Annotated in this window: 21 protein-coding genes and 1 pseudogene; 9 read left to right on the plus strand and 13 right to left on the minus strand. The window is 70.1% G+C overall.

Annotated features, from left to right (window positions below; genetic code table 11):
- Positions 1-255: 255 nt before the first annotated feature.
- On the plus strand, positions 256-660 hold the full coding sequence (locus ACYVC6_RS22560; RefSeq protein WP_460716808.1) for a hypothetical protein: 405 nt from the start codon (positions 256-258) through the stop codon (positions 658-660).
- Positions 661-690: 30 nt separating this feature from the next.
- Here ACYVC6_RS22560 and ACYVC6_RS22565 read toward each other — a convergent pair whose 3' ends face one another.
- The 3 genes from ACYVC6_RS22565 to ACYVC6_RS22575 are packed head-to-tail and all read right to left on the minus strand — an operon-like array spanning position 691 to position 5,763.
- Positions 691-2,295 carry a xylulokinase gene (locus ACYVC6_RS22565; RefSeq protein WP_460716809.1) on the minus strand — a complete coding sequence of 535 codons (1,605 nt, stop codon included), beginning with the start codon at positions 2,293-2,295 and terminating at the stop codon, positions 691-693.
- Positions 2,292-3,494: an MFS transporter gene (locus ACYVC6_RS22570; protein WP_460716810.1), complete on the minus strand. Its 1,203-nt coding sequence runs from the start codon at positions 3,492-3,494 to the stop codon at positions 2,292-2,294. Before ACYVC6_RS22570 ends, ACYVC6_RS22565 begins: the two co-directional genes overlap by 4 nt.
- Before the next feature lie 4 nt (positions 3,495-3,498).
- Positions 3,499-5,763 (minus strand): aminotransferase class III-fold pyridoxal phosphate-dependent enzyme, encoded by a 2,265-nt coding sequence (locus ACYVC6_RS22575; protein ID WP_460716811.1) that lies wholly within the window; start codon positions 5,761-5,763, stop codon positions 3,499-3,501.
- Between the two features lie 93 nt (positions 5,764-5,856).
- Here ACYVC6_RS22575 and ACYVC6_RS22580 point away from each other — a divergent pair, with 93 nt between their 5' ends.
- Positions 5,857-7,062, plus strand: coding sequence for a PucR family transcriptional regulator (locus tag ACYVC6_RS22580; protein ID WP_460716812.1), 1,206 nt, complete (start codon positions 5,857-5,859; stop codon positions 7,060-7,062).
- On the opposite strand, the gene arsM is transcribed toward ACYVC6_RS22580, so the two are convergent.
- Together arsM and ACYVC6_RS22590 are read right to left on the minus strand one after the other, a co-directional pair.
- Complete coding sequence (gene arsM / locus ACYVC6_RS22585; RefSeq protein ID WP_460716813.1) at positions 7,037-7,888, minus strand: arsenite methyltransferase; 852 nt, start codon at positions 7,886-7,888, stop codon at positions 7,037-7,039. The genes ACYVC6_RS22580 and arsM overlap by 26 nt on opposite strands.
- A 10-nt stretch (positions 7,889-7,898) precedes the next feature.
- Positions 7,899-8,219: an ArsR/SmtB family transcription factor gene (locus ACYVC6_RS22590; protein WP_460716814.1), complete on the minus strand. Its 321-nt coding sequence runs from the start codon at positions 8,217-8,219 to the stop codon at positions 7,899-7,901.
- A gap of 133 nt (positions 8,220-8,352) precedes the next feature.
- Here ACYVC6_RS22590 and tdh point away from each other — a divergent pair, with 133 nt between their 5' ends.
- Positions 8,353-9,378 carry an L-threonine 3-dehydrogenase gene (gene tdh, locus ACYVC6_RS22595; RefSeq protein ID WP_460716815.1) on the plus strand — a complete coding sequence of 342 codons (1,026 nt, stop codon included), beginning with the start codon at positions 8,353-8,355 and terminating at the stop codon, positions 9,376-9,378.
- Between the two features lie 31 nt (positions 9,379-9,409).
- Positions 9,410-10,585, plus strand: coding sequence for a glycine C-acetyltransferase (locus tag ACYVC6_RS22600; RefSeq protein ID WP_460716816.1), 1,176 nt, complete (start codon positions 9,410-9,412; stop codon positions 10,583-10,585).
- Between the two features lie 94 nt (positions 10,586-10,679).
- Here the strand turns inward: ACYVC6_RS22600 and ACYVC6_RS22605 are convergent, their stop codons facing one another.
- The gene (locus ACYVC6_RS22605) at positions 10,680-12,158 is read right to left on the minus strand and encodes a DHA2 family efflux MFS transporter permease subunit (protein WP_460716817.1); all 1,479 of its coding nucleotides are present in this window, start codon (positions 12,156-12,158) and stop codon (positions 10,680-10,682) included.
- 78 nt (positions 12,159-12,236) lie between these two features.
- On the opposite strand from ACYVC6_RS22605, the gene ACYVC6_RS22610 reads away from it, so the two are divergent.
- Positions 12,237-12,860 carry a winged helix-turn-helix transcriptional regulator gene (locus ACYVC6_RS22610; protein ID WP_460716819.1) on the plus strand — a complete coding sequence of 208 codons (624 nt, stop codon included), beginning with the start codon at positions 12,237-12,239 and terminating at the stop codon, positions 12,858-12,860.
- Between the two features lie 410 nt (positions 12,861-13,270).
- A complete protein-coding gene (locus tag ACYVC6_RS22615) occupies positions 13,271-15,019 on the plus strand; it encodes an N-acetylmuramoyl-L-alanine amidase (protein WP_460716820.1) in 1,749 nt (582 codons plus the stop codon).
- A gap of 73 nt (positions 15,020-15,092) precedes the next feature.
- On the opposite strand, the gene speB is transcribed toward ACYVC6_RS22615, so the two are convergent.
- Both speB and ACYVC6_RS22625 read right to left on the minus strand, forming a co-directional pair.
- A complete protein-coding gene (gene speB, locus ACYVC6_RS22620; RefSeq protein WP_460716821.1) occupies positions 15,093-16,064 on the minus strand; it encodes an agmatinase in 972 nt (323 codons plus the stop codon).
- 129 nt (positions 16,065-16,193) lie between these two features.
- On the minus strand, positions 16,194-16,763 hold the full coding sequence (locus ACYVC6_RS22625) for a TetR/AcrR family transcriptional regulator C-terminal domain-containing protein (RefSeq protein WP_460716822.1): 570 nt from the start codon (positions 16,761-16,763) through the stop codon (positions 16,194-16,196).
- 253 nt (positions 16,764-17,016) lie between these two features.
- Here ACYVC6_RS22625 and ACYVC6_RS22630 point away from each other — a divergent pair, with 253 nt between their 5' ends.
- From ACYVC6_RS22630 to ACYVC6_RS22640, 3 genes are all read left to right on the plus strand, one after another.
- Positions 17,017-18,402: an APC family permease gene (locus ACYVC6_RS22630; protein WP_460716823.1), complete on the plus strand. Its 1,386-nt coding sequence runs from the start codon at positions 17,017-17,019 to the stop codon at positions 18,400-18,402.
- Positions 18,402-20,012, plus strand: a complete 1,611-nt coding sequence (locus ACYVC6_RS22635; protein ID WP_460716824.1) for an amidohydrolase — start codon at positions 18,402-18,404, stop codon at positions 20,010-20,012. The genes ACYVC6_RS22630 and ACYVC6_RS22635 overlap by 1 nt, the downstream gene beginning before the upstream one ends.
- 182 nt (positions 20,013-20,194) lie before the next feature.
- Positions 20,195-20,419 (plus strand): hypothetical protein, encoded by a 225-nt coding sequence (locus ACYVC6_RS22640; protein ID WP_460716825.1) that lies wholly within the window; start codon positions 20,195-20,197, stop codon positions 20,417-20,419.
- Between the two features lie 51 nt (positions 20,420-20,470).
- On the opposite strand, the gene ACYVC6_RS22645 is transcribed toward ACYVC6_RS22640, so the two are convergent.
- From ACYVC6_RS22645 to ACYVC6_RS22665, 5 genes and pseudogenes are all read right to left on the minus strand, one after another.
- Entirely contained in the window at positions 20,471-21,439 is a 969-nt protein-coding gene (locus ACYVC6_RS22645) for a helix-turn-helix domain-containing protein (RefSeq protein WP_460716826.1), read from the minus strand.
- A 69-nt stretch (positions 21,440-21,508) separates the two neighbouring features.
- A complete protein-coding gene (locus ACYVC6_RS22650; protein ID WP_460716827.1) occupies positions 21,509-21,841 on the minus strand; it encodes an SDR family NAD(P)-dependent oxidoreductase in 333 nt (110 codons plus the stop codon).
- A 44-nt stretch (positions 21,842-21,885) separates the two neighbouring features.
- Positions 21,886-22,179: pseudogene (locus ACYVC6_RS22655) on the minus strand (SDR family NAD(P)-dependent oxidoreductase); the annotation flags it as partial.
- A 21-nt stretch (positions 22,180-22,200) separates the two neighbouring features.
- The gene (locus ACYVC6_RS22660; RefSeq protein WP_460716828.1) at positions 22,201-22,734 is read right to left on the minus strand and encodes a 2,4'-dihydroxyacetophenone dioxygenase family protein; all 534 of its coding nucleotides are present in this window, start codon (positions 22,732-22,734) and stop codon (positions 22,201-22,203) included.
- A gap of 118 nt (positions 22,735-22,852) precedes the next feature.
- A complete protein-coding gene (locus ACYVC6_RS22665) occupies positions 22,853-23,932 on the minus strand; it encodes an alcohol dehydrogenase catalytic domain-containing protein (RefSeq protein ID WP_460716829.1) in 1,080 nt (359 codons plus the stop codon).
- Between the last annotated feature and the right edge of the window lie 229 nt (positions 23,933-24,161).

Raw genomic sequence — 24,161 nt, forward strand, 5'->3', positions numbered from 1 at the left:
CTTGGCGCGGCGATTCACCTGGGTCGCCGACCAGAAGACTCGTTGAACGCAGCGCCGGCCACGTAGACGCAGACATCTACGTAGTCATCTCCGTATCTGTCCCGATGTCCGGAGGTGGGCCGGCGTGTGAGCGTTCACACACGCTGTTCCCCACCACCCGAGGATTCCCCGAGTGTCCGCCAGACCGATCGCGTTCCCCCACCCTTGTGGTCGGTCGCGCGACGTCCCCGGGTGGTGGCGGAACGGCGTCGGCCGATGACCGAGCTCCCCCGGCCGATGCTGCTCGGCTACATCCGTGCGGACGTGCTGACGAACGGCTCGGACATCGCCCAGGCGGAGGCCGAGCTCCGCTCGTTCGTCGAGCGCGAGGAGCTCAGCCTCGGGACGGTCTACGTCGAGCAGGGCGACCCGCCCGGAGTGCTCCACTCGCTGTTGACCGAGCTGACCCGCGACAAGGCCGCGTTCGGGCTCGTCATCCCTGACCTGCGGCACCTGACCGTCGTCGAGCAGCTGATCCTCGCCAGGCACGACCAGGGCGCGTCGGCGATCGTCCTCCCTGCCCACTTCACCCCCAGAGCCGGCGGACCTGGCGTGTGTTTCCCGCCCCACGCCAGGTCCGTCTTTCCACCGCTCACCGCTCCCGGGACGCCGGAAGCCTGACCCGCCCAGGACCGGACGGCGGACCTGCGGTCAGCGCGGCCGGTTGTGCCGGGCGTAGATGCCCTTGTTGCGCCGGTAGAGCGCAGTGAAGGTGCGGTACTGCCGGTCGTAGATCGCGCAACGCTCGGGGTCGGGGCGGTAGGACGCCGCGATGTGCGTCCGGCTGGGGATGTCGGCCCAGGTCAGCTCGCCGATGCCGACCGCGGCGATCAGCCCGGCACCGCGGGCGTTGGCGAGCACGGGGTCCTCGGCCTGGAGGATGGTGCAGCCGAGCACGTCGGCGAGGGTCTGGCACCACAGGTCGGACCGGGCGCCCCCTCCGATGAACGTGAGCTCCTGGAAGCCGTCCGGTCGCTCCTTGCGCAGGAACCGCTCGACCGCTTCCTTCATCCAGCGCGCGTTGAGCGCGATCCCCTCGAACACGCTGCGGGCGAGGTCGGCCCGCGTGGTGGCCAGTGAGACGTTGAACCAGCCACCTCGGACGAACGGGTCGTCGACCGGCGTGCGCTCACCGTTGAGCCACGGCGTGAAGACCACGCCGTTGCTCCCCGGCGGCGCCGTCATCGCGAGCGCGTTGAGTCTTTCAAGGGCGTCGTCGGGGGCCGGTCGGGCCTCGAGCATCCCGTCGTCGGGATAGACGACCTGGCTGATGAGCCAGTCGATGGCCTTGCCGGCGACGTCCTGCACGGTGGCGACCCAATAGCGGTCGGGCACCACGGCGGGCAGCGAGGCGATGTTGCGTCGCACGTCGGTGCGCTTGAACGGCACGTGCGCGCTGAGCCAGGCGGAGGTGCCGATGTAGAGGTGCCCGGCGTAGTCCTCGACCGCCCCGGCGCCCACCGCCGCGGCCGTGGTGTCGCCGGTGCCGGTGACCACCCGCACGTCGGTGGGAAGGCCGAGCTCGGCGGCGACGTCGGGGAGCAGGGTGCCGACCACGCTGGCCGGGGGCACCAGCTCGGGCAGCTTGGCCACGTCCAGGCCACAGCGCCGGACCAGGTCCGGGTCCCACCGGACGGCGGACGGGTCGCGGTTGTCGCTGCACCAGCGCAGGGCCGCGGTGTCGAACCCGGCGACGGCGCGGCCCGTGAGCCGCATCGTGAGGTATTCCGGGACGTCGAGCAGGTGAGCCGCGGCTGCGTAGACGTCGGGGCGCTCGTGCCGCAGCCACTGCGCCTGACCGACGGGGTCCTTGCCGCTGCGCGACGGGACGCCGCCGGTCTTGGTGAGCCACTCGCGCAGGCCTCGGGCGTTGTAGCCGGCACCGGGCACCGTGACGCCGCCCGAGGTCAGCGCCCGGGCGTAGTCGGCGCCGCGACCGTCCATCCAGATCAACGCGTTGTGCAGGTGGTGGCCCTGCTCGTCGACCGGCACCGTGCCGCCCCACTGGGTGCTCATGCAGATCGCGGCGACGTCTCCGACCGGCGCCAGGTCCCGCGCCAGGAGCCTTCGGGTGGCGGTGACGATGGCGTGCCACCACGCGTCGGGGTCCTGCTCCGCTCCCCCGCCCGGGAGCAGGATCAGCTCGACGTGCTCGGCCTCGTGGCCGAGCAGCACGCCGTCGGTCGTCGCGAGCGCGACCTTGGGTCCGCCGGTGCCGAGGTCGACGCCGACCACGCACCGCGGGCGTCGGCTCACGCGCGGGTGCCGTCCGGTCGCGGCGCGTCGAGGTCCTGGCGCGGCCGCACGGCGGGCCCGGTGGGCAGGCGGGCGGCCACCAGCACTCCCGGCACCGCCAGAGCAGACATCGCCACGAGAGCAAGGTAGGGGTTGCCGATGAGTCCCTGCACGGCGAGCACCAGCACGACTCCCCCGAGGTTGCCGGCCAGGAGCAGGAACGCGGTCGAGGTGGCGGCCCGTTCGGGTCCTGCCTCGAGCTCGGACCAGTCCAGCGCGATCGGCAGCCCGGCGAGCAGGACGAACCCCTCGATGGCCAGGACGACCCCGATGAGCACCACGCTGTCCACGAGGGCGATCGCGACGAACGCCGCCACCGTGGTCGAGGTGGTGACCAGCAACAGCTCGCGGCGCCGGTTGCGGCGGGCGGCCCAACCGGGCAGCACGGCGGCACCGGCGATCCCGGACACCGTCATGACGGCGATCAGTGCTCCGGCTACCCCGGGGTGGTCGAGGTCGTCGAGGATGGTCTCGAGCCAGGTGGCCACGGCGTTGAACACGCCGACCCCGACGAACAGCAGCGCCGCGAGGCGCCAGAGCAGCGGGTCGTGATTGAGCCAGCTCAGCGAGCCCAGCCGGGCTGTGTCGGCGGCGTACGCCGGGGGGACGCGGAGAGCGACCAGCACGGCCGTGGCGGCGGCCACCGCGATGACCGCGTGGGTGACCAGCACCAGGCGCAGACCGCCCTCGTCGAACAGGAGGCCGCCGCTGAGCGCGGCCACCAGGATGCCGACGAACTGGCCGACGCTCGCCACCGAGATGGCCGCGGTGCGCTCCCCGGGCGGGAAGTGGCGGGACGCCACCTTGGTGCTGGCGTTGAGGACCAGCGGCTGACCGATGGACAGCACCACCTGTCCGACGAGCAGCCAGGCGTACGACGACGAGTCGACGAGGCGCAGCAGCGCTCCCGAGGCGGTGAGCAGTGCCCCGGCCGCCAGGGCCGAGCCGAACCGCCGGTCCATCCACCGGCCGGCCGGGATCGCCACCAGGACGTACGTCAACGGGTTGATGACCGCGAGGGTGCCGATCGCGCCCTCCGACACCCCGAGGGCATCGCTGGCCTGCGGGGTCACCGGCGCGAACGACAGCCAGAGGACCTGGGTGGAGGCCACCAGCGACGCGAACGCCGCCAGGACCACCCAACGGCTACGACCGGCCAACGGGTCAGACCCCTTCGACCTGGGCGAAGACCTGGTCGAACCGGGCCAGCGCGTCGTCGATGACCTCGTCGGTGTCGGCCATGGAGGTATACATCCTCGACCCGGCCAGCGTGATCACGCCGTGGGCGGCGTACGCCGCGCCCATGTGCTCCATCAGGGTCTTGCGCGCCTTGTTCTCCTTGAGCAGCTTGAGGGGGTTGTGCATGTCGAGCAGCATCACGCCGCTGCACTCCAGGTGCACGATCGAGCCCTGGTTGTAGGCGACGTAGGGCAGGCCGTACTTGTCGATGAGCCGCTGCAGGCCGCGGGTCAGCCGGTCCCCGGCGCGCCCGGCGATCACCGGGGCGTTGGTGCGGGCCATCTCCTCGATCGCGAAGTAGCCGGCCGCACTGGACAGCGGGTTCGCCGACAGCGTCCCGCCGACCTGGATGTGCGCGCCGGACTTGCCGTCGAGCCCCGAGCCGAACGTGGCCATCACGTCAGCCCGGCCACCGACGCCACCCGCCATCGGGTAGCCGCCCGAGACCGCCTTGCCCAGGACGGTCAGGTCGGGGGTGACCCCGAAGTAGCCTGCGGCACCGCCCATGCCGACGCGGAAGCCGGTGACCACCTCGTCAAAGACCAGCAGTGCGCCGAACTCGTCGCAGAGGTCGCGGACCTTCGCGTTGAAGTCCCGCGGGGCCGGGCGGGTGCCGGACTCCGGGCCCAGCGGCTCGACGAGCACGGCGGCGGTGCCGCCACGGGCCCTGTTCTCGATCAGCTTGCGCCTGAGCTGCCCCAGGTCGTGCGGGAACGACTCGCGGGTGTGGCTGGTGGCGCCGAACGGGATCCCCTTGGCGTTCATCCGGAAGGTGCCGGGGACGCGCAGGCCGTAGACGAGCGAGTCGGACCAGCCGTGGTAGGCGCCGCCCAGCTTGACCACCATCTTGTTGCCGGTGAAGGCGCGCGCTCCACGCACGGCGGCCATCACGGCCTCGGTGCCGGAGCCCAGCGCGCGGTACATCTCGATGTGCGGCATGTAGCGGTTGATCGACTCGGCGAGCTTCAGCTCGTACTCGTGGAACAGGCCGGTCACCGGACCGGACTCGCGGACCACCTCCGCGACCCGCTCGTTGACCGGGGCGTAGTTGCTGCCGAGGATCGTCGGCCCGCCGGCCTGCAGGAAGTCGATGTAGGAGTTGCCGTCCCGGTCGACGAGGTGGGCACCCTCGGCCTTCTCGATCGCCAGCGGGAACGGGTAGTTGAAGGCGAGGTTGTGCTGGACGCCGCCGGGGATGCGGGTCTTGGCGCGGTCGGTGATCTCCTTGCTGGCCGCGCACTTGGTGTCGAAGTAGTCCAGGACCCGGAGCAGTGCCTCGTGGCGGAGCTCGCGCACCGGCTGGGCGACCAGCGCCTTGAGCCGGCGCATCGTGTCCTCCACGTCGGGGTATTCGCTGATCGCGTAGCCGAGCGCCGCGGACTCGCTGCCCGGCGTCTCCACCACCCGGGTCACCGGCTCCGGAGCACCGGCCGCCGCGAGCTCGGCGGCCTTCGCGTCCGCGCTGGGCAGCGCCTCGTGCTCGTCCACCCGGACGGGCGGGACGGACTCGGTGATCTGGGCGGCGATCCGCTTCTCGTCCGCGCGCAGCTTGGTGAAGGCGATCTCCCTGATCGCGGCCGGGATCGTGTAGACCTTGCCCGTCTCGGTGGTGAGCGCCAGCAGGTAGGCGATCGACACCTTCTCCAGCAGGGCCATGTTGAACACCGCCCGGTCGGGGTCGGTGCCCAGTGCGACGACGCCGTGGTTGGCGATGATGAAGGCGTTGTCCCCGCCGGCCACCTTCTTCTGCACGTTCTTGGCCAGGAACCCGGTGCCGGCCGGCGCGTAGTCGATGATCGCCACCCGCTTGCCGAGGAAGCGCACCTGCTCGTCGGTGAGCGCGGGGATCTCCTTGCGCAGGTAGGCCAGCGCGGAGGCGTAGGGCTGGTGGGTGTGCACGATGGCGTTGACGTCGGGGCGCTCGCGGTAGACGTTGGCGTGCATCCCGCACTCGATCGACGGGGGCAGCCCGGAGCCACCCGGGTCGGGCACGTGCTTGCCGTCGAAGTCGACGATGCAGATGTCCTCGGCGCGCATCTGGTCGTAGTCGTAGTTGCTCGGCGTGACGGCGTAGAGGCGGTGCCCGGGGATCCGCACGGACACGTTGCCCTCGGTGGCCTTCAGATAGCCGCGTTCGAGCATCGTGCGACACATGTCGACAACGTGCTGGCGAGAGATGCGGTGCTCCATTGAGCCATGGTCCCCTCTCGCTGCGCGCGCGTCTCCGTCCCCTTCTCATGGGGAATCCGACCCAGAACTATCACCGCGTGACAAGATGGACCCGTGTCCGCGACCGGTGCGCTGTCGACACCTTGGCAGCTCCTTCCCGCCGACCTGGTCGGCGCGCTGGGCGCCAGGCTGGGGCCGACCGTCGACGCGGTCGCCCGCAACGTCAGCGAGGCGGTGCCTGCCTTCGCCGCCATCGAGGACCCCAAGTTCCAGCGTGACGTGCACGCCGCCGTCCAGGTGGCTGTGGAACGCTTCATCGAGCTGATCGGCACCGACCAGCCCGCGCTGCCAGCGAAGGTCCGCGAGGCCTTCGTGGCACTGGGGGCGGCGGAGGCACGCGAGGACCGCGCGCCCGATGTGCTGCTCGCGGCGCTGCGGACCGCGAGCCGCGGCCTGCTGCGGGCCGCCTCCCTGGCGCTCACCGGGGTGCGGGCGCCCAGGCCGGAGGAGCTGCTCGACCTGGCCGACGCCGTGACGGCGTACGTCGACGAGCTCGTGGCCGCGAGCACCGACGGCTACGCCCTGCAGCTGCGCGAACAGGCGGGCGAGACCGACCGGAGACGGAGGGTCCTCGGCGAGCTGCTGCTCCGGGGCACCGCTGCCGAGGCGGTCGTGGCCGGCGCGGCCGCCGACGTCGGCTGGGCTCGGCTCGGGACGGTCGTTCCGGTGCTGCTGCCCTCGGAGCATGCACGCGACGCGCGCTTCAGGTATGGCGGGGACGGCATCGTCGTCGACCGCGAGCGCGACTCGGTCCTCCTGGTCCAGGAGGGCCGGCGGTCCGGCCGCACCCAGCTGAGCGAGGCATTGCACGGCCGGTCTGCGGTCGTGGGTCCGCAGTTGGACTGGCGCCGCGTTCCGGAGGGGGTACGGCTCGCCGAGCTCACCGCCAAGCTCGTGGGCGAGAACCCAGGCCATGCGGGCGCGCCGGTCTTCGCCGACGACCACCTGGCGCAGCTCGCGCTGCAGGGCGAGGCCGGCGCCCTGGAGGTCCTGTCGGCGCGACGGCTCGCGCCGTTCGAGGGCCTGGGCGACGGCGTCCGCGACCGGCTCCTCGCGACGCTGCACAGCTGGCTTCGCCACTGGGGGTCGCGCGCCGAGGTCGCCGACGAACTGTTCATCCACCCGCAGACCGTGAGCTACCGGATGAGACGCCTGCGTGAGCTGCTGGGAGCGGACCTCGACGACCCCACCGCCCGGTTCGAGCTGCTCCTGGTCCTGGCCGGACCAGTGGGGACTAGGCGGCTCCGCCGCCCGGCTTGACGGCCCGGATGAACGCGCTGCGGATCACGCCGTCGAGACCGTCGATCGCGGCCGCGAGGTCCAGGCCCGCCGGGAGGTCGCCGGGGGCCAGGCCACTGGCGAGGTTCTCGAGCTCCCCCCGCTCGAAGACGCTGGTCGGCTCGATGTCGACGCCCTCGAAGCCCGCGGCCCGCATCCGGTCCGCGCAGTCGTCCTGGGTGAGCGCGCCGGCGATGCAGCCGGTCCACAGGGCCATGATCGCGGTGAGGTTCGCGTCCAAGGGACGGGCGAGGACGATGTCGGAGATGGCGAGACGCCCGCCCGGGCGAAGGACTCGCAGCGCCTCGGAGAACACCCGGTCCTTGTCGGCGGACAGGTTGACGACGCAGTTGGAGATGATCACGTCGACGGAGTCGTCCGGGAGCGGGATGTCCTCGATGCTGCCGAGCAGGAACTCCACGTTGTCCACACCCGCCCTGGCCTTGTTGGCATTGGCGAGGTCGAGCATCTCCGGCGTCATGTCGAGCCCGTAGGCCTTCCCGTGCGGCGCCACCCGGCGCGCCGACAGCAGGACGTCGATGCCACCGCCCGAGCCGAGGTCCAGCACCACGTCACCGGGCCTCAAGTCGGCCAGCATGGTCGGGTTGCCGCACCCCAGCGACGCGACGAGCGCCTCCTCGGGCAGTGCCGCCCGGTCGGCGTCGCCGTACTGCGAGCTCCCGAACGGGTCGATCTCCAGCACCGGCGTCGGGCCGCACGAGGACCCGCAGCACGACGCGTCGCGGGCGGCCTGTGCGTAGTGCTCCTGGACGGCGGTCCGGATCTGGGCGGCGTCGTGGGTGGTCATGGTGTTCTCCTCACGGGGTGGCGCAGGCGTCGACGCTTGCGAGCGCCGACAGCAGGGCGATCGGCTCGGCGATGGCGTCGCAGCACAGCGAGTAGACGTTGGAACGCCCGACCGGCGTGGCCACCACGAGGCCGTTGTCGCGCAGCGTCTTCAGGTGATGGCTGACCAGGGTCTGCCCGAGACCGGTGGTGGCCACCAGCTCGGTCACGGAGGACTCGCGGTCGGCCACCGCGAGCAGGATCGTCAGCCGGTTCTCGTCGGACAGGGCCTTGAGCACCGGCGCGATCTCGCGCGCGCGCACGGCGGGAGAAGTCTGGGTTTCACGAGCCATGCTCACACCATATCCATCAGCATATGCTGTTTTCAACAGTCCTTGCTGTTGAATAGGCCACAGCCGAGACACGGCCGTGGCAGGCCGCCTGGCGCGCCGCGGCCGTGCAAGACTCCGCTAGGAGGAGACGGCGGTGAAAGCTCTCTACAAAGGCACAGCGGGGCCGGGTCTCACGCTGACCGAGCGTCCGGAGCCGGCACCGGGGCCCGACGAGGTGAAGATCCGGGTCGCCCGGACCGGCATCTGCGGCACCGACCTGCACATCGAGTCGTGGGACAGCTGGGCGGCGAGCACCATCCAGGCGCCGATGGTGCCGGGACACGAGTTCTCCGGTCACGTCGTCGAGGTGGGCGCGGCCGTGAGCACGGTCGCGGTCGGTGCGATGGTCTCCGGCGAGGGGCACGTGGTCTGCGGCCACTGCCGCAACTGCCGCGCCGGCCGACGGCACCTGTGCATCCACACCTCGAGCGTCGGGGTCAACCGGGACGGTGCCTTCGCGGAGTACGTCGTGATCCCCGAGACCAACGTGTGGGTGCACCCAGACGGCATGGACCCTGACCTCGCCGCGGTGTTCGACCCGCTGGGCAACGCCGTCCACACCGCTCTCTCGTTCCCGCTGGTCGGCGAGGACGTGCTGATCACGGGCGCCGGGCCGATCGGCCTGATGGCGGCGGCGGTCGCCAGGCACGTCGGCGCCCGCTACGTCGTCGTCACCGACGTCGACGAGTCGCGCCTGGAGCTCGCCAGGAAGCTGGGGGTCGACGCCGCGATCAACGTCACCACCGAGCGCATCGCCTCCGCCCAGCAGCGCCTCGGCATGAAGGAGGGCTTCGACATCGGTCTCGAGATGAGCGGGGCGCCCGACGCCCTGCCCGAGATGCTCGACAACCTCACCCATGGTGCGCGCGTCGCGTTGCTCGGCCTGCCCACCCAGCCGATCGTCGTCGACTGGGTGAAGGTCGTGACCCACATGATCACGATCAAGGGCATCTACGGCCGCGAGATGTTCGAGACCTGGTATGCCATGAACGCGATGGTCAGCACCGGCCTCGACATCTCCCCGATCATCACCGACCGCTTCCCCGCCGCCCAGTGGGCCGACGCGTTCGCGGCGGCGCGCAGCGGCGACCGGGGCAAGGTCATCATCGACTGGAGCTAGCGCAGAAGGAGGAGCCACCATCTACACCAACGTGCGCGGCGAGCTCGCGGCGACCTTGTCCGAGATCAGGTCCGCCGGCCTCTACAAGTCCGAGCGCCGGCTGGCCTCGCCGCAGGGAGCCCACGTGCGTTCGGGGGGCCAGGACGTCCTGAACTTCTGCGCCAACAACTACCTGGGGCTGGCCAACGATCCCCGCCTCGTCGCCGCGGCAGGAGCAGCCCTCGACACCTGGGGCTTCGGGATGGCCAGCGTGCGGTTCATCTGCGGCACCCAGACCCAGCATGTCGAGCTGGAGGACCGGCTCTCGGCGTTCCTCGGGACCGAGGCCACGATCCTGTTCCCCTCGTGCTTCGACGCCAACGGCGGCGTGTTCGAGGTGCTGCTCGGCGAGGAGGACGCCGTCATCTCCGACGAGCTCAACCACGCCTCGATCATCGACGGCATCCGGCTGTGCAAGGCGCGACGTCTGCGCTACCGCAACCGGGACATGGCCGACCTCGAGCAGCAGCTGCGGGACGCGAGCGGGGCCAGACGCCGGCTGGTCGTCACCGACGGCGTCTTCTCGATGGACGGCTACTACGCACCGCTCGACGAGATCTGCACCCTGGCCGAGCGCTACGACGCCCTGGTGATGGTCGACGACTCGCACGCGGTCGGCTTCGTCGGCCCCTCCGGCGCGGGAACGCCGGACCTCTTCGGCGTTCGCGACCGCGTCGACATCCTCTCCGGCACGCTCGGCAAGGCGCTGGGCGGTGCCTCCGGCGGCTACATCAGCGCCCACTCGGAGATCGTCGAGCTGCTGCGGCAGCGGGCGCGCCCCTACCTGTTCTCCAACGCCGTCGCGCCGGCCGTCGTGGCCGGATCGCTCGTCGCCCTCGACCTCGTCGTCGACGGCGCGGAACAGCGCGACACGCTCTGGCGCAACTCCCGGGACTTCCGCGAGCGGATGGAGGCCGCCGGCTTCGACCTGTTGCCGGGCGAGCACGCCATCGTCCCCGTGATGTTCCCCGACGCGCACGACGCGGTCGCGATCGCCGACGCGCTCCTGGAGCGCGGCGTCTACGTGATCGCGTTCTCCTACCCCGTCGTCCCCATGGGCAAGGCCCGCATCCGGGTGCAGATCTCCGCGGGGCACTCGGCGGACGACATCGCGACGTGCGTCCAGGCGTTCTCCGAAGCGCGAGCCGCGGCGGGGGTGCGCCCCTGACGCCTGTGACCCATCGGGCGCCCAGTTCCAGGGCTGAACGTCGAAGACCAGCCTGCCGCGGAGCGGGCTGGTCTTCGACGGTGACCTAGGTGGGTCAGGCCGCTTCGAAGGCGGGCTCGCCCTCCAGCGCGAACACGTCTGCGTCCACGAGCTGGTCACGACGGATGAGCACCAGGGCGGAGAGGATGCCGACCGCAGCGATGACGGCACCGACGAGGAACGCTCCGGAGAAGCCGTCGACGAGGGCCGTGGAGAGCGCCACCCCGGAGCCGAGCGCATCCTCGGTGCGGGAGGTCGCAATCGTGGACAGGGCGGCGATGCCGATGGCCCCGCCGATCTGCTGCGAGGTGTTGATCAGCCCCGAGGCGAGTCCGGCCTCCGCCGGCTGGACCCCGGCCAGCGCGGCGATCGAGATCGGCACGAAGGAGAACCCGATCCCGACCCCGATGAGCAGGAACCCCGGGAGCAGGTCGGCCGCGTAGGAGCCCCCGGCGGACACCTGGGTGAAGTAGACGAGGCCCCCCGTGAGTGTCGTCATCCCGACCACCAAGACCGGCTTCACCCCGATCCTGGTGACCAGCTGGGCGGCCACCGCCGACCAGACGATCGCCGTGCCGGCGACGGCCAGGTATGCCACACCCGAGCGCATCGCCGAGTAGCCGAGCACCTGCTGCATGTAGAGGGTGAGCATCAAGAACATGGAGAACATCGCGGTGCCCATGATGAAGCCGGCCACGTTGGCGCCACTGACGGTGCTGATGCGCAGGATCCCGAAGCGCATCAGGGGGTCGGGGTGGCGCGCCTCCCAGCCGACGAAACCGGCCAGCAACGCGGCGGCGACCCCGAACGAGACGAGGGTCTCCCCCGCCAGCCAGCCCTCCTGGCCGGCCTGCGTGACGGCGTAAACGAGCGTCGAGAGGCCTCCGGTCACCAGCACCGCGCCCGGCAGGTCGAAGCTCGTGACCTCCGCGTCGCGGCTCTCGTCGAGGAGGAAAGGTGCGATCAGGAACGCCGCCACGCCCACCGGGACGTTGACGAAGAAGATCCACTCCCAGCTGAGCGCATCGGTCAGGATCCCGCCAAGGAGCACGCCGGCCACGGCGCCGAAGCCGCCGACCGCGCCCCAGGCGCCGAGCGCGATGTTGCGCTCACGGCCCTCAGGAAACATGGTCGAGAGGATCGACAGGGCAGCGGGCGTGATGACCGCGGCGCCCAGGCCCTGGAGGACACGGGCAGCGATCAGCGACGTGTCGGACCAGGCGAGGCCGGCCAGCAGCGATGCGGCCGTGAAGACGACGACGCCCACCAGGAACAGCCGGCGGCGGCCGACGATGTCGGCGGCCCGACCGCCCAGCAGCAAGAAGCCGCCGAAGACGAGGGCGTAGGCACTGATGACCCACTGGAGATCGCCCTGCGAGAACCCGAGATCCAGCTGGATCGAGGGAAGAGCCACGTTAACGATCGCGACGTCGAGGACGACCATGAACTGAACGGCGCACAGCAGGCCGAGGGCCAGCCACTTGCGGCGGCGGGACGTGTCCACCACGCCGACTTCTTTCGATTCCATAGTCATGTCTTCGACCGTAACAGTGCATACTTCTAATTTGCAAGCAGTATCTGCACTTTCCTCAGTTGCCGGTATGATCTCCTCATGACCAAGCGCTACGACCAGTACTGCCCGATCGCGCACTCGCTCGATCTGATCGGCGACCGATGGTCACTGATGGTCGTCCGCGAGCTGATGCGCGGGCCGAAGCGCTACACCGACCTCGTAGCGGGGCTCCCGGGCATCGGCACCAATGTCCTGGCGTCCCGGCTCCGCGACCTCGAGAAGCACGGCATCCTCTCGCGACAGACGCTGGCACCGCCCGCAGCCTCGAAGGTCTACGAGCTCACCGACTACGGTCGCGACCTGGAGCCGGTCATGCACGAGCTCGGCATGTGGGGCGCTCGCTCCCTCGGGCCCCCCAGCGCCGGGCCGCCGCTGTTCGACGGCTGGCTGGGAAACGCTCTGAGCTGCGCGATGGCACCGCTCGCCCCGCCCGGCCGGTTCGAGTTCCGGGTCGGCGGCGAAGTCGCCTCGCTGGTCGACGGCGAGGTTCACGACGGCCCGGTCGATGATCCAGACGTGGTCATCGAGGGCGACCCCGACGACATCTACTGGATGTTCGTCGAGCGCCGCAGCGACGACGTGCGCGTCGAGGGCGACAGCACACTGCTCGACCAGCTGCTCCAGGTCGCTCCGCGCGCACTCGAGACGCCCATCGCCGGCTGATCCGCGGGCTGCCGGCCAGATCGAGCAGTCCCACGCCGCTGACTCGGTCGAGCAGGTCGAAGGCGTCGATGCTCTGCTGGATCGGCCACGTCAGCAGCGAGTTCAGGGCGAAGGCCAGCTGTGGTGTGACGAGTGCGAGGGCAGCCGCGGTGATCGCGAGCGTCCTGGCGCGTAGCCGCACCAGGGGCAGGGCCAGCAGGACCACGGCGCGGATCGCGATCCTGGGCCCGCGCCTGGCGGCCGGCCAGGACGGCGGGGCATCACCCACCGGTCGGCAGGGATACCACAGTGGCAACCCGCGGGCCGGCTCTCTCCGAGCCAGGTCCACCCAACGGCGAAGGTTGCTCGGGCCAGGCTGAACCGGTGCCCGGAGGCGGCAAGTCTGTTACCAATGTTACCTAGAGTGGCGCATGATGTTCGGCTTGACTGCCGACTCCGGACCCGAGCGACGACTGCTCCTGAAGGCGGCCATCGGTGGCGGTGCTGTCGTCGGGGCATTCGCGGGGGCATCCAGGCTTGGTCTCCTCGGTGAGGAGGAAGCGCTGTCAGGTGCCAGGCCAGGTCTCCAGCTGTCCTCGGACGGCGGCTCGGACATTGCCGCTCTCGATCTCCGGCTCGGTGACGAGTACCTGCCGTCGGTAGGTCCGCGCCGCTGGCGCACGAAAGCGTTGCCCACCAGCACGCATTCGATGGTGGGCTTCACCTGGCAGGCCGGGGTCGTCGGGCCGCAGATCCAGATCAGCTCACGCATGGGTGGTGACTGGGGACCGTGGCAGCACGTGCCGCCGCTGTACGACCTGCCGGACGAGGACACCGTTGAAGCGACGGATCGATTGGGCACGCAAGTGCTCTGGATCGGCCCGGCAGACGGGATCCAGGTCCGCGTCGGTGGCAATCGGCCTGAGGACCTGACCCTGGTGCTGCTGCATCCCGCGCGGCGTGCTGGTGATGACGAGCGTCCTGACACTCGGCCCCGGACGGTCGACCCGGCTATTCGTGGCACGACCCAGACGGCGGCCAGGCCCGTGATGAGGAGCCGTGTGGACTGGGGTGCCGATGAGGCCTTGCGAGACGGCAGCCCGAGCTACAACGCGACGATCGAGCAGGTTCACGTCCACCACACTGTGAACAGCAACGACTACGGCAAGGCTGATGTCCCCGCCTTGATCCGCGGCATGTATCGCTACCACACCCAGAACCTGGGCTGGTCCGACCTGGGGTACAACTTCCTGGTCGACCGGTTCGGCCGCATCTGGGTGGGCCGGGCCGGCGGGGCAGCCCGGCCGGTGCGGGGCGCTCACACACTCGGCTTCAACGCCACATCGACCGGCATCTCGGCGATCGGCAACTTCGAGCTGGTGCCGCCGACTGCGGAGACCCTCGAGGCGATTGCGCAGGTGGCCGCCTGGAAGCTGTCGCGCTACGGCCGGGACGCCAATGGCACGGCCAGCGTGGTGTCAGAAGGCAGCGACAAGTTCCGTCCGGGAAAGGTGGTGACGCTGCCGGTCATCGATGGGCACCGCGACACCAACGACACGGCCTGTCCTGGTTCGAACCTGTACGCCGCGCTGCCCGCGATCCGGTCCCGAGCGGCCTCCATCATCGCTGCGGCGCAACAGCAGCCGATGACGATCACCAGCCCGTCGACCCTCACGGGTCGACCGATCATCGGACGCACCTTGACGGTCGCACCAGGCGTGGTCGTGCCGAGCGATGCCGTCGCGAGCTACACCTGGATGCGCAACGGCGCCGCCATTCCTGGCGGCACCCTGTCGACGTATGCGCCGGTTGCCGACGACGTCGGGGCCCAGCTCAGTGTCCGGGTCACCTACACTCGCGCCGGCTACCTGACCACCGCCGAGGAGCTGACCGCCGGCGAGCTGACGGGAGCTGCTTCGATCACGACCGTTCGATCCCGCGGGCGAGTGGGACGGGCGTTGATCTCTGTTGAAGTTGCTGCTGTCGGCCTGGCTGCCACGCCCACTGGCGACGTCCTGGTGCGGGTCAACAAGCGCAAGAAGACGGTCACCCTGACGGATGGGCGAGCGACTGCCCGATTCGTCGCCTTCGCCAGGGGGCGGTACGACGTGCTGGCCAAGTTCGAGGGAGATGCCGCGCTGCTGCCCTCGCGTGACACCGACACTGTTCGGGTCCGGTGAGGCGCTGCGCCACACCGTGCTGGACCTCATCGTCGCCACCGACCGGATCAGGACCCTGGCCCACGCCTGCAGGTCATGGCGCGACCCTCGGAGCCATCGCGCTGATCAGCTCGTAGGCGGTGTGCGCGGCGGCGATGCCGGTGATCTCGGCGTGGTCGTAGGCCGGCGAGACCTCGACGACGTCCGCCCCGACGATGTTGAGACCGGCCAACTGACGCAGCACCGCCAGCAGCTCGCGGCTGGTCATGCCGCCCGCTTCGGGCGTACCGGTGCCGGGGGCGAAGGCCGGGTCGAGCACGTCGATGTCGATCGAGACGTAGACCGGTCGGTCGCCCACCCGAGCCCTGATCCGCTCGGCGACACCACCCGCCCCGATGGCGTCGATCTCCGTGGACGGGACGGTCGCGAAGCCGAGCTCGCGGTCGTCGACGAGGTCGCGGGCGCCGTAGAGAGGACCGCGGGTACCGACGTGAACACACGCGGAGGTGTCCAGCAGACCCTCTTCGGACGCGCGCCGGAACGGCGTGCCGTGGGTGTAGGCCGCGCCGAAGTAGGTGTCCCACGTGTCGAGGTGCGCGTCGAAGTGCACCACGGCGACCGGCTCGTCCGTGGCCAGCGCGCGCAGCAGCGGGAGGGCGACGGTGTGGTCGCCGCCGAGGACCAACAGCCGGTCCGCGCGCTCGCGCAGCTCGCGGGCCGCTCGTTCGATGCTGACCACCGCCTCGGCGAGGGAGAACGGGTTGACTGCGACGTCTCCGGCGTCGGCCACCTGTTGGAGGCCGAACGGCGACAGCTCCATCGCCGGGTTGTAGGGGCGCAGCAGCTTGGACGAGGCGCGGATGTGGGACGGGCCGAAGCGTGCCCCGGGCCGATAGGACACCCCGGCGTCGAAGGGGATCCCGACGACCGCGATGTCCGCAGAGCCGACCTCGTCGATCCGGGGCAGCTGCGCGAAGGTGGGCGGACCCGCGAACCGCGGGACCTGGGTGTTGTCGACCTGACCGATGTGGTCTCCGTCGACGATGCGGGGGATCGAGTCAGTCACCGGGCTGCTGCTCGACGGGGTTGAGTCGTGGCTGCTGATGGCGGTTCCTCGGTGGCGGTCGGGTCGGACGGACATCGGGTTGCTGGACGCTAGACCGAGATGCTCGCACCCGCCATGACCCGCAGGGGGTCAGCTGTACTGATCGGCGTGGTTCGCGATGCCCGCGATGAGGATGTCCAGGGCGAGCTCGAACGCCCGGTCGGACCGTTGGCGACCGGAGCCGGCCCGCTGGATCGCCGCGATCAGAGCGGGGCTGCGGGCTTGGTCGACCGCCCACACCTCGTCGGGCGCCGCGAGGTCGAGGGCGGCACCGAGGACGATGCTGTCGCACATCGTGATCACGTCGAGGAGCTGCTCGTCCCGCACTCCAGCGGCCCTCAGGGTCTCGGCGAGCTCGTCGTACATGCCCATGACCTCCGGAGACGACACGGTGTAGGCGGTCACGAGTGGGATCAGGCGCGGATGAGCGGCGAAGCACGCGCGATACCGACGGAGCCGCGAACGGACGGTCTGGTCCCAGGGCCCTGTGTCGCGGGCCTCGACACCGCCCTCGCGGAACACCAAGGAACGCATCGCCTCGACGATCTCGCCCTTGCTGGAGAGGTGGTTGTAGAGCGACGAGGGCCGCACTCCGAGGGCATCCGCGACCTGGGCGATCGTGAACTCGCCCGTGCGGTCGACCAGCCGGAGCGCAGCCATGGCGATGGCATCCCTGGACAGCAACGGCGTATGAGGCCTACCCACGGCTTCCTCTCTGTCCGACAAGTTCCTCGACGGGATCCCTTGACATGTGATGTGTACCGCACCGATTCTAAAACGAATATCATTCGTTTACCGCATCGAGGTCGCCATGACTGCATTGCCTGCCAGCCCCACCTCCTCGGTCTCGGAACCATCCTCGTCCAGGTCGGTCTCGACGACGCTCCGTCCGGACTCCATCGGGCCCGTCGGCGTGACGGCCACCGTCGTGTCGGCGGCTGCGCCCCTGACGGTCATGGCCGGCGTGGCACCGATCGCGCTGATGATCGGCGGTGTAGGCGTGCCGGGCGCCTACCTGCTGGCCGGGGTCGTGCTGAGTGTCTTCGCCATCGGCTTCACCGCGATGGCGGCGCAGATCAGGCGGACCGGCGGCTTCTTCGTCTACATCGGGCACGCGTTCGGCGGCACCGCGGGGTTCGCGGCAGCCGTGCTGGCGATCGTGTCGTACAACCTGCTCCAGGTCGGCGTCTACGGTCTCTTCGGCATCCAGACCCAGGCGGCGCTCGACGACCTCTTCGGCGTGACCGCTCCGTGGTGGCTGATCTCGGCGATCGCGGTGGTGGCGGTGTTCATCCTGGGCGCGCTCGGGATCGACGTCGGGGCGAAGGTGCTCGTCGTGCTGATCACCCTGGAGTCGGCGATCCTGGCGCTCATGGGCGTGGCCATCGTCGCCCAGGGTGGTGCAGGTGGGCTCGGCGTCGCGTCGTTCGAACCGGGCAACATCTTCAACAGCGGGGTGCTGGCGGTCCTCGGGATCTGCTTCGCGGCGTTCATGGGCTTCGAGTCCACCGCGTTGTACCGCGCTGAGGCGCGCGATCCCGCGCGAACGATCCCGCGGGCGACGTACGCCGCGGTCGGGTTCATGGCGGTGTTCTACTGCTTCATCAGCTGGACCGTGGTGCAGGCGTTCGGCGAGGCCGATATCCAGGCCGCGGCCGGCGAGCTGGGTCCGGGGCTCTTCTTCGCCACCATGGACCAGTACGTCGGCGCGTGGGCGGTGCACGCCATGTACGCCCTGATCGTCAGCAGCGTCTACGCCTCGCAGCTGGCCTTCCACAACGCGATCAACCGGTACGTCTTCGGGATGGCGGAGAGCGGCACGCTGCCGAGGGTGTTCGCCCGCACCAACCGCGCCGGGAGCCCGGCGGTCGCGGGCGGGGTGCAGAGCCTGCTCGCCCTGGCCGTCGTGCTCACCTTCGCCGCACTGGGACTCGACCCGTTGCAGGACCTGCTGATCAAGGTGAACACGCCCGGCGTCATCGGAATCATCGTGCTGCAGCTGCTGGCCGCGGCCGCGGCGGTGGCGTTCTTCGTCCGCCGAAGGGGCATGCCGCGACGGGGGTTCCTGATCTCGACCTCGGTGGTCGCGGCCGGGCTGATGGCCTGGGTCATCTATGAGGTGGTCAAGCACCTCGACGTGCTCACCGGGGCCCCGCAGGCAACCAACGTCGTGCTGGTCGGGGTGGTCCCGGCGGTGCTCCTGCTCGGTGTCATCGGCGGTCTGGTGCTGCGCAGCGTACGACCCGAGACCATCGCCCTGCTGGCCCACGACGACGCCGCCGTGGAGCTGCCCAAGTGATGGACCTCATCGTCGCCGCCGACCGGATCAGGACCCTGGCGGACGCCGATGAGGCTGCCACCGCGGTGGCGATCCGCGCCGGGCGGATCGCCGCCGTGGGCACCCGAGAAGACATCTCGCTCTGGCGGGGACCGGCGACCCGGGTCGTCGACCTCGGCGCCGCGACGGTTACTCCGGGTCTCATCGACGCGCACATCCATCCGGTGCTGGGCGCCCAGCTGACCCGAGGCGTCGCGCTCTCCGGACTCGACCTCGACGGCGTACGCCGGGCGCTGGCCGTGCACGCGGCCACCGTCGAGCCCGACGCCTGGGTGCTCGGCTGGGGCCTGAACCCCAACGTGGTGCACGGTCGGACCCTCACCGCGGCGGACGTCGACGACGTCATCGGTGGGCGGCCCGCTCTGATCCGGCTCTTCGACGGCCACTCGGCGCTCGCGTCCAGCCGGGCGCTCGAGGTCGCAGGCGTCGACGCTCCCAGAGCGTTCGACCAGCGGTCGGAGGTCGTGTGCGGGTCCGACGGCAGGCCGACCGGGCTGCTGCTGGAGTCGGCCGCGATCGCGCTCGTGGACAGCGCGGTCCCCACGCCCACGGTCGGGGAGCTCGCGGAACGCACCCACGAGACCCTGAACCGGATGGCCGCGCTCGGGATCACCGCGGCCCACGCGCTCGAGCACGCGCCGCAGGCCTCGGCGGTCTACGACCTCATCGAGGCCGACCGCGAGCTGCCCGTGCGGCTGCGCTGCTCGCCCTGGGTCCAACCCGGCACCACCGAGGACGACTGGACGGCGGTGGCCGCGCTGCAGGGAACCGGCGGTCGGCGCTGGCAGGTGCGAGGCGCGAAGCTGTTCATCGACGGCACGGTCGACAACGGCACCGCCTGGCTCGCCGAGCCGGACACCGTCGGCGAGTCGACGTCGCCGTACTGGCCCGATCCGGCGGAGTACTCCCGCGCGATCGCCTGGTTCGACGCCCACGACGTGCCGACGACCACACACGCGATCGGCGACCAGGGCGTCCGGTACGTGCTGCAGGCAATCGAAGCCACACGCGGTCGCGCACGGCACCGGATCGAGCACGTCGAGACGATCCCGGACGACCTGGTCGATGCGTTCGCCACGCTGCCGGTCACCGCCAGCATGCAGCCCACGCACTGCACCGAGTACACCGCGCCCGACCACAGCGACAACTGGTCGACGCGGCTCGGTCCGCTCAGGGCAGAACGCGGCTGGCGGATCCGCGACCTCCGCGAGGCCGGCGTCCGCGTCGCGCTCGGGTCGGACTGGCCGATCGCGGACTTCGATCCGCGCGGCGTCCTCGCCGCCGCCCAGCTGCGCCGCAGAGGCGGTGCGCCCGAGCGCGAGCCGCTGCAGCCGGACCAGGCGATCACCGCGCGGATGGCACTCGAGGGCTATACGACCCACGCGGCCTGGTCGGTCGGCGACGAGGCCGAGACAGGCTCGATCGAGGTCGGCAAGAGCGCAGACCTGACCGCCTTCGCCGTGGACCCCCTCCTGGCCTCTCCGGACGAGCTCGTCGACGCGCCGATCACGCTCACCGTCGTGGGAGGTTCGGTCACCCACGAGGCCGACCAGCTGGGAGGCGCCGCATGAGGCCGATCGGGTTGCCAGCGGGCCGAGGTGATCAACCGCGCTCCTCAGCGATGCTGTTGCCGCCGAGCAACCCTCATGCATAGTCTGAACCGGGCGACTTGGGACTGTGTCACCAGAGCCTCCATCGACCAGCACATTCGGCGGTGCGGAGCCATCGCACTTCAGGCTTGCACGGAGAGCGAGTGAGTGTCTTCTCGTCCGACTGGCAGGTCGAGCCGCTGTCCCCGATCGCGGAGGCAAGCGCGGCCACCTTCCTATCCGAACGCTTCGGCGTCACGGGAACCCTCGAACGGCTCGGCAGCAACCACGACTGCAACTTCCGGGTCCGGTCCGACCCGGCTCAGGACGGTGGACGCCACGACTACGTGCTGAAGTTCTTCAACCCGGTCACCGACGTGGCGAAGTAGTCGCCCAGGTCGGGCATCACCCACCTCTTCCGGTGGGTGATGCCCGGTGGGTCATGCCCGGTTGGCCGAGGGAAGGGCGTCCGCCCTGAACTCCGAGGGGCTACATCCGTAGCGCTTCTTGAAGGCGGTCGCGAAGTGCGCCTGGGACGCAAACCCCCACCGGTAGGAGATGTCGCTGATGCGATAGGACGCCTTGCTCCGGTCGCGCAGGTCCAGGCCAGCCCGTCGCAAGCGCTGCTCCAGGATGTAGCGGCCGACCGATCCTTGCTGAACGGCGAACAGACGGCTGAGGTGGCGCGCCGAGACTCCGACCGACGCAGCCACCGCCTGCACATCGAGGGTCGAGTCGTCGAGGTGGGCCTCGATGAACGCCCTAGCCGCTGCGACCACCGTCGATGGGCCAGTCATGCCCCGTCCGACGAGGAGACCGCTCACCGCCTCGAGCACCGCGTCCGCCGCTTGTGAAGTCTCGCTGGAACCTGACGGGTCGACCAGCTCGCGCAAGGCTCGGCGCAGTTGCCGAGCGCTGGCCGCCGGCGCACCCATCCCGTCGCCGCGCACGAGGATGGGCGTCGTGAGGTCCACCAGATCACCTTCACCCTTGAGGCTTTCGAGGGGTACGTCGACCAGGAGCTGACGCATCTCCGGACCGAAACCGAACAGGTAGGGCCGGTCGGTGTCGTAGACGATCACGTCTCCCGGTCCCATCTGCAACCACTGGTGGCCCTGGTGGAAGTAGCCCTCGCCGTGAGTGAGGAGTGAGACGAACGCCGAAGACTTGGGGTGGGACCGGACGAGCCGTTGCGGCCGCTCGATCACGTGTGCGTTGCCAGCGATGTCGGCTACGCGGTAACGGTCAAGGTCGAGATTGATCTCACGCGCAAGCAGCCCTTCCTCCTCGAAGGTCTGGCAGGTGAGACCGACGAGCGCGGCGGCGTTGTACTGCTCCCAGTAGGCCAGGCGCTCGGAGATGGGGAGGCTCGCGGTGGAGACGGACGACCTGCGCGCTGCTAGGACCATGGAAGGGACATGCCGATCGGAAGGCGAGGCGTCGAGCGTACTCCGCGCGGCAGTCGGTGGGCTGGCACGTCACGTGCAGAGATAGCCGCCATCGACCGGCAGCACCGCTCCGGTCACGTAGCAAGCCGCCGGCGAAGACAAGAAGACGAACGTGTCGGCGACCTCCGGGGTCGCGCCCCACCGACCGAACGGGATCCGCGCCAGGACTGCCCCGTTCGCCGCCTCATCGGCCCTGAGACCTGCTGAGAGCGGCGTCTCGATCCACCCGGGGGCGACAGCGCTGACCCGGATGCCGTCGGCCGCGTACTCGACCGCGAGCGACTTGGTGAGCTGGTTGACGGCGCCCTTGCTGGCTCCGTATGCCGGTCGGTCAGCCGCGCCGAACACCGAGCGAGCTCGCACAACCGCATGCCGGAGACCAGGTTCACGTCGAGCACGCGCTCGAAGGTGTCGAGCTCGTACTCCTCGCGGTCCCGGCTGATTCCGACACACACGATCAGCACGTCCAGTGCCGTAAGGGAAGCGATCACGGAGCTCGCGACGCCGGCATCAGTGAGGTCGGCCTCCCGGATCCGCACCTGATCGACCGGCCCGCCCGCCGAGTCTCGTGAAGGCAGGCCGACCGCCAAGACATCCGCGACGAGCTCAGCGAAGCGGGAGGCAGTGGCTGCGCCGATGCCCGACGTCCCTCCGGCGACGAGCACCTGCTTGCCGTCGAAGAGATGAGGTGTCCAGGTCATGGGTTTCCTGTTCCAGGGATCTCAGCGGATGAGGGTGTCGAGGTAGGCCGCGCCGATGCCGACGTTCTCGTAGTGCTCGCGGCAGAGGGCCAAGTAGTCGTGGACGTCGAAGTGACCGTCGCTGTTGCCGTCCTCGTCCAGCCAGATCAGCGGCCCCTTCACCACGAAGAAGCACCGCATGGGCTCCTCGGACTCATAGGCCACCAGCGTGTGCCCCTCCCCTGGGGTCTCGTAGACGAACGAGCCCTCGGTGGCAGTCCAAGGTTGCTCGAGGTAGCCCCACCTACCGCTGATCGTGTAGGCGAAGACCTCGTGCGGGTGGTAGTGCCGGTTGACCAACCCCGCCTCCTTGGCCCACAGGACGTCGGCCCATCGGTTGTCGCGCGGGGAGATCCACAGCGGACGCGAGCCGACGGTCGGGCTCAGCGGCGCGTAGTAGCGCTCGTCGTCGATCGGTGCGAACTGATGGAAGACCTCCGGCTGGGCGTCGGGCTTCAGTGGGTTCGCAATCGGCTTCAGGTCTCGCCAGAACTCGCGGCCCGGTTCCTCAGACATGGGTCCGTCCTCTCGTGATGATCACCCGTCTCCCCGACGGCTCGCCCCAGCACAGCCGGAAGCCGCCCCGAGGTCTTTCGTCGTCCGGACCTGGTGTTGACCGGGACGGACATCCCATTCAGGCAGAGACGTCCGGATGGCAGTGGACCAGCGTCTTGACCTCGTCCGACCCGTGGACCGCGAGGCTGGACAAGGTGTCCGACGCCTGACCGAGTTCGATCCGGTGGGTCACGAGGCTCGCCAGGTCGAGCCTGCCTGCCGACACGAGGTCGATGAGCTCTCGGTGACAGTCGCGGTAGCCGACGCTCGTCGAGATGCGAAGCTCCGCGTTCACCATCTCGAATACGGGGATCTCCGCGGTCGGCATCAACCCGAGGAGCATCAGCTCGCCGCCCGAGCGCAGCGACCTCAGGCCCGTCGTGAGCGACTCCTGCTTGCCGACCACCTCGAAGGCGACGTGCACCCCATTTCCTCCCGTCGCCTCTCGACAGGCAGCGGGCACATCTTCGGACGGGTCGAGGGTGAGATCCATACCCATGTCTTCGGCCTTCCTGCGTCGCGAGGGGATGGGGTCCACCCCGAGGACCACCCCAGCGCCGCGCAGCTTGAGGAGCCCACCCACCAGCAGGCCGACCGGACCCAGGCCGATCACGAGCACGACCTGGCCCGGACGGAAACCGGACTGTCGCACCGAGTGGAGCGCGACGGCTGCCGGCTCGAGGACGGCCGCCGACGCCAGACCGAAGTCCGGGGGCAGGCTGTGGACCATGTAGGCGGGGACCACCGCATAGTCGGCCATCCCGCCGTCCCCCATGAGGCCGGCGAACCCGAGATGGTCGCAGACCTCGTACCGCCCCTCGCCGCACGAGACGCACTGGCCGCAGCGATAGTTCGGCTCTACGGCGACGCGTTCGCCGGGACGCACGTGGGCAACGCGGGAACCCACCGCCAGGACCTCGCCCGAGAACTCGTGGCCCAGGGTGATGGGTGCTCGTGCGTGCGACAGGCCGTGTGCCTGGTCAACAGGGATCGCGTGCGGGCCGTCGGCCACCTCGTGCAGGTCGCTGCCGCAGATCCCACACCAGGCGACCGCAAGCAACACTTCGTCGGCTTCCGGTTGCCTTGGCTCGTGCGGATCGAGGCGGATATCGCCGGCGGCGTGCCAGCGCAGGGCGCGCCCTCGCAGCCGATCAGCCATGGGACGAGGGCACACCACTGTGGGATCGGCCGTCTTTCGTCAGACGGACGCGGCGCTTTCCCGGACCGACCCCTCGACGACTCAACCTGCTCAGCTGTTGCTGAACACCGCCGGGCTGTCGCCGCCCTCGGGGCCCCGACCAGCCCACGACCACGCGTACGCCGGGTCCTCGACGGCCAGGCCGCCCTCGCCCAGGTCGAGGGGCGCGAAGGTGTCGACCATGACCGCG

It is taken from the genome of Nocardioides dilutus (assembly GCF_054779555.1).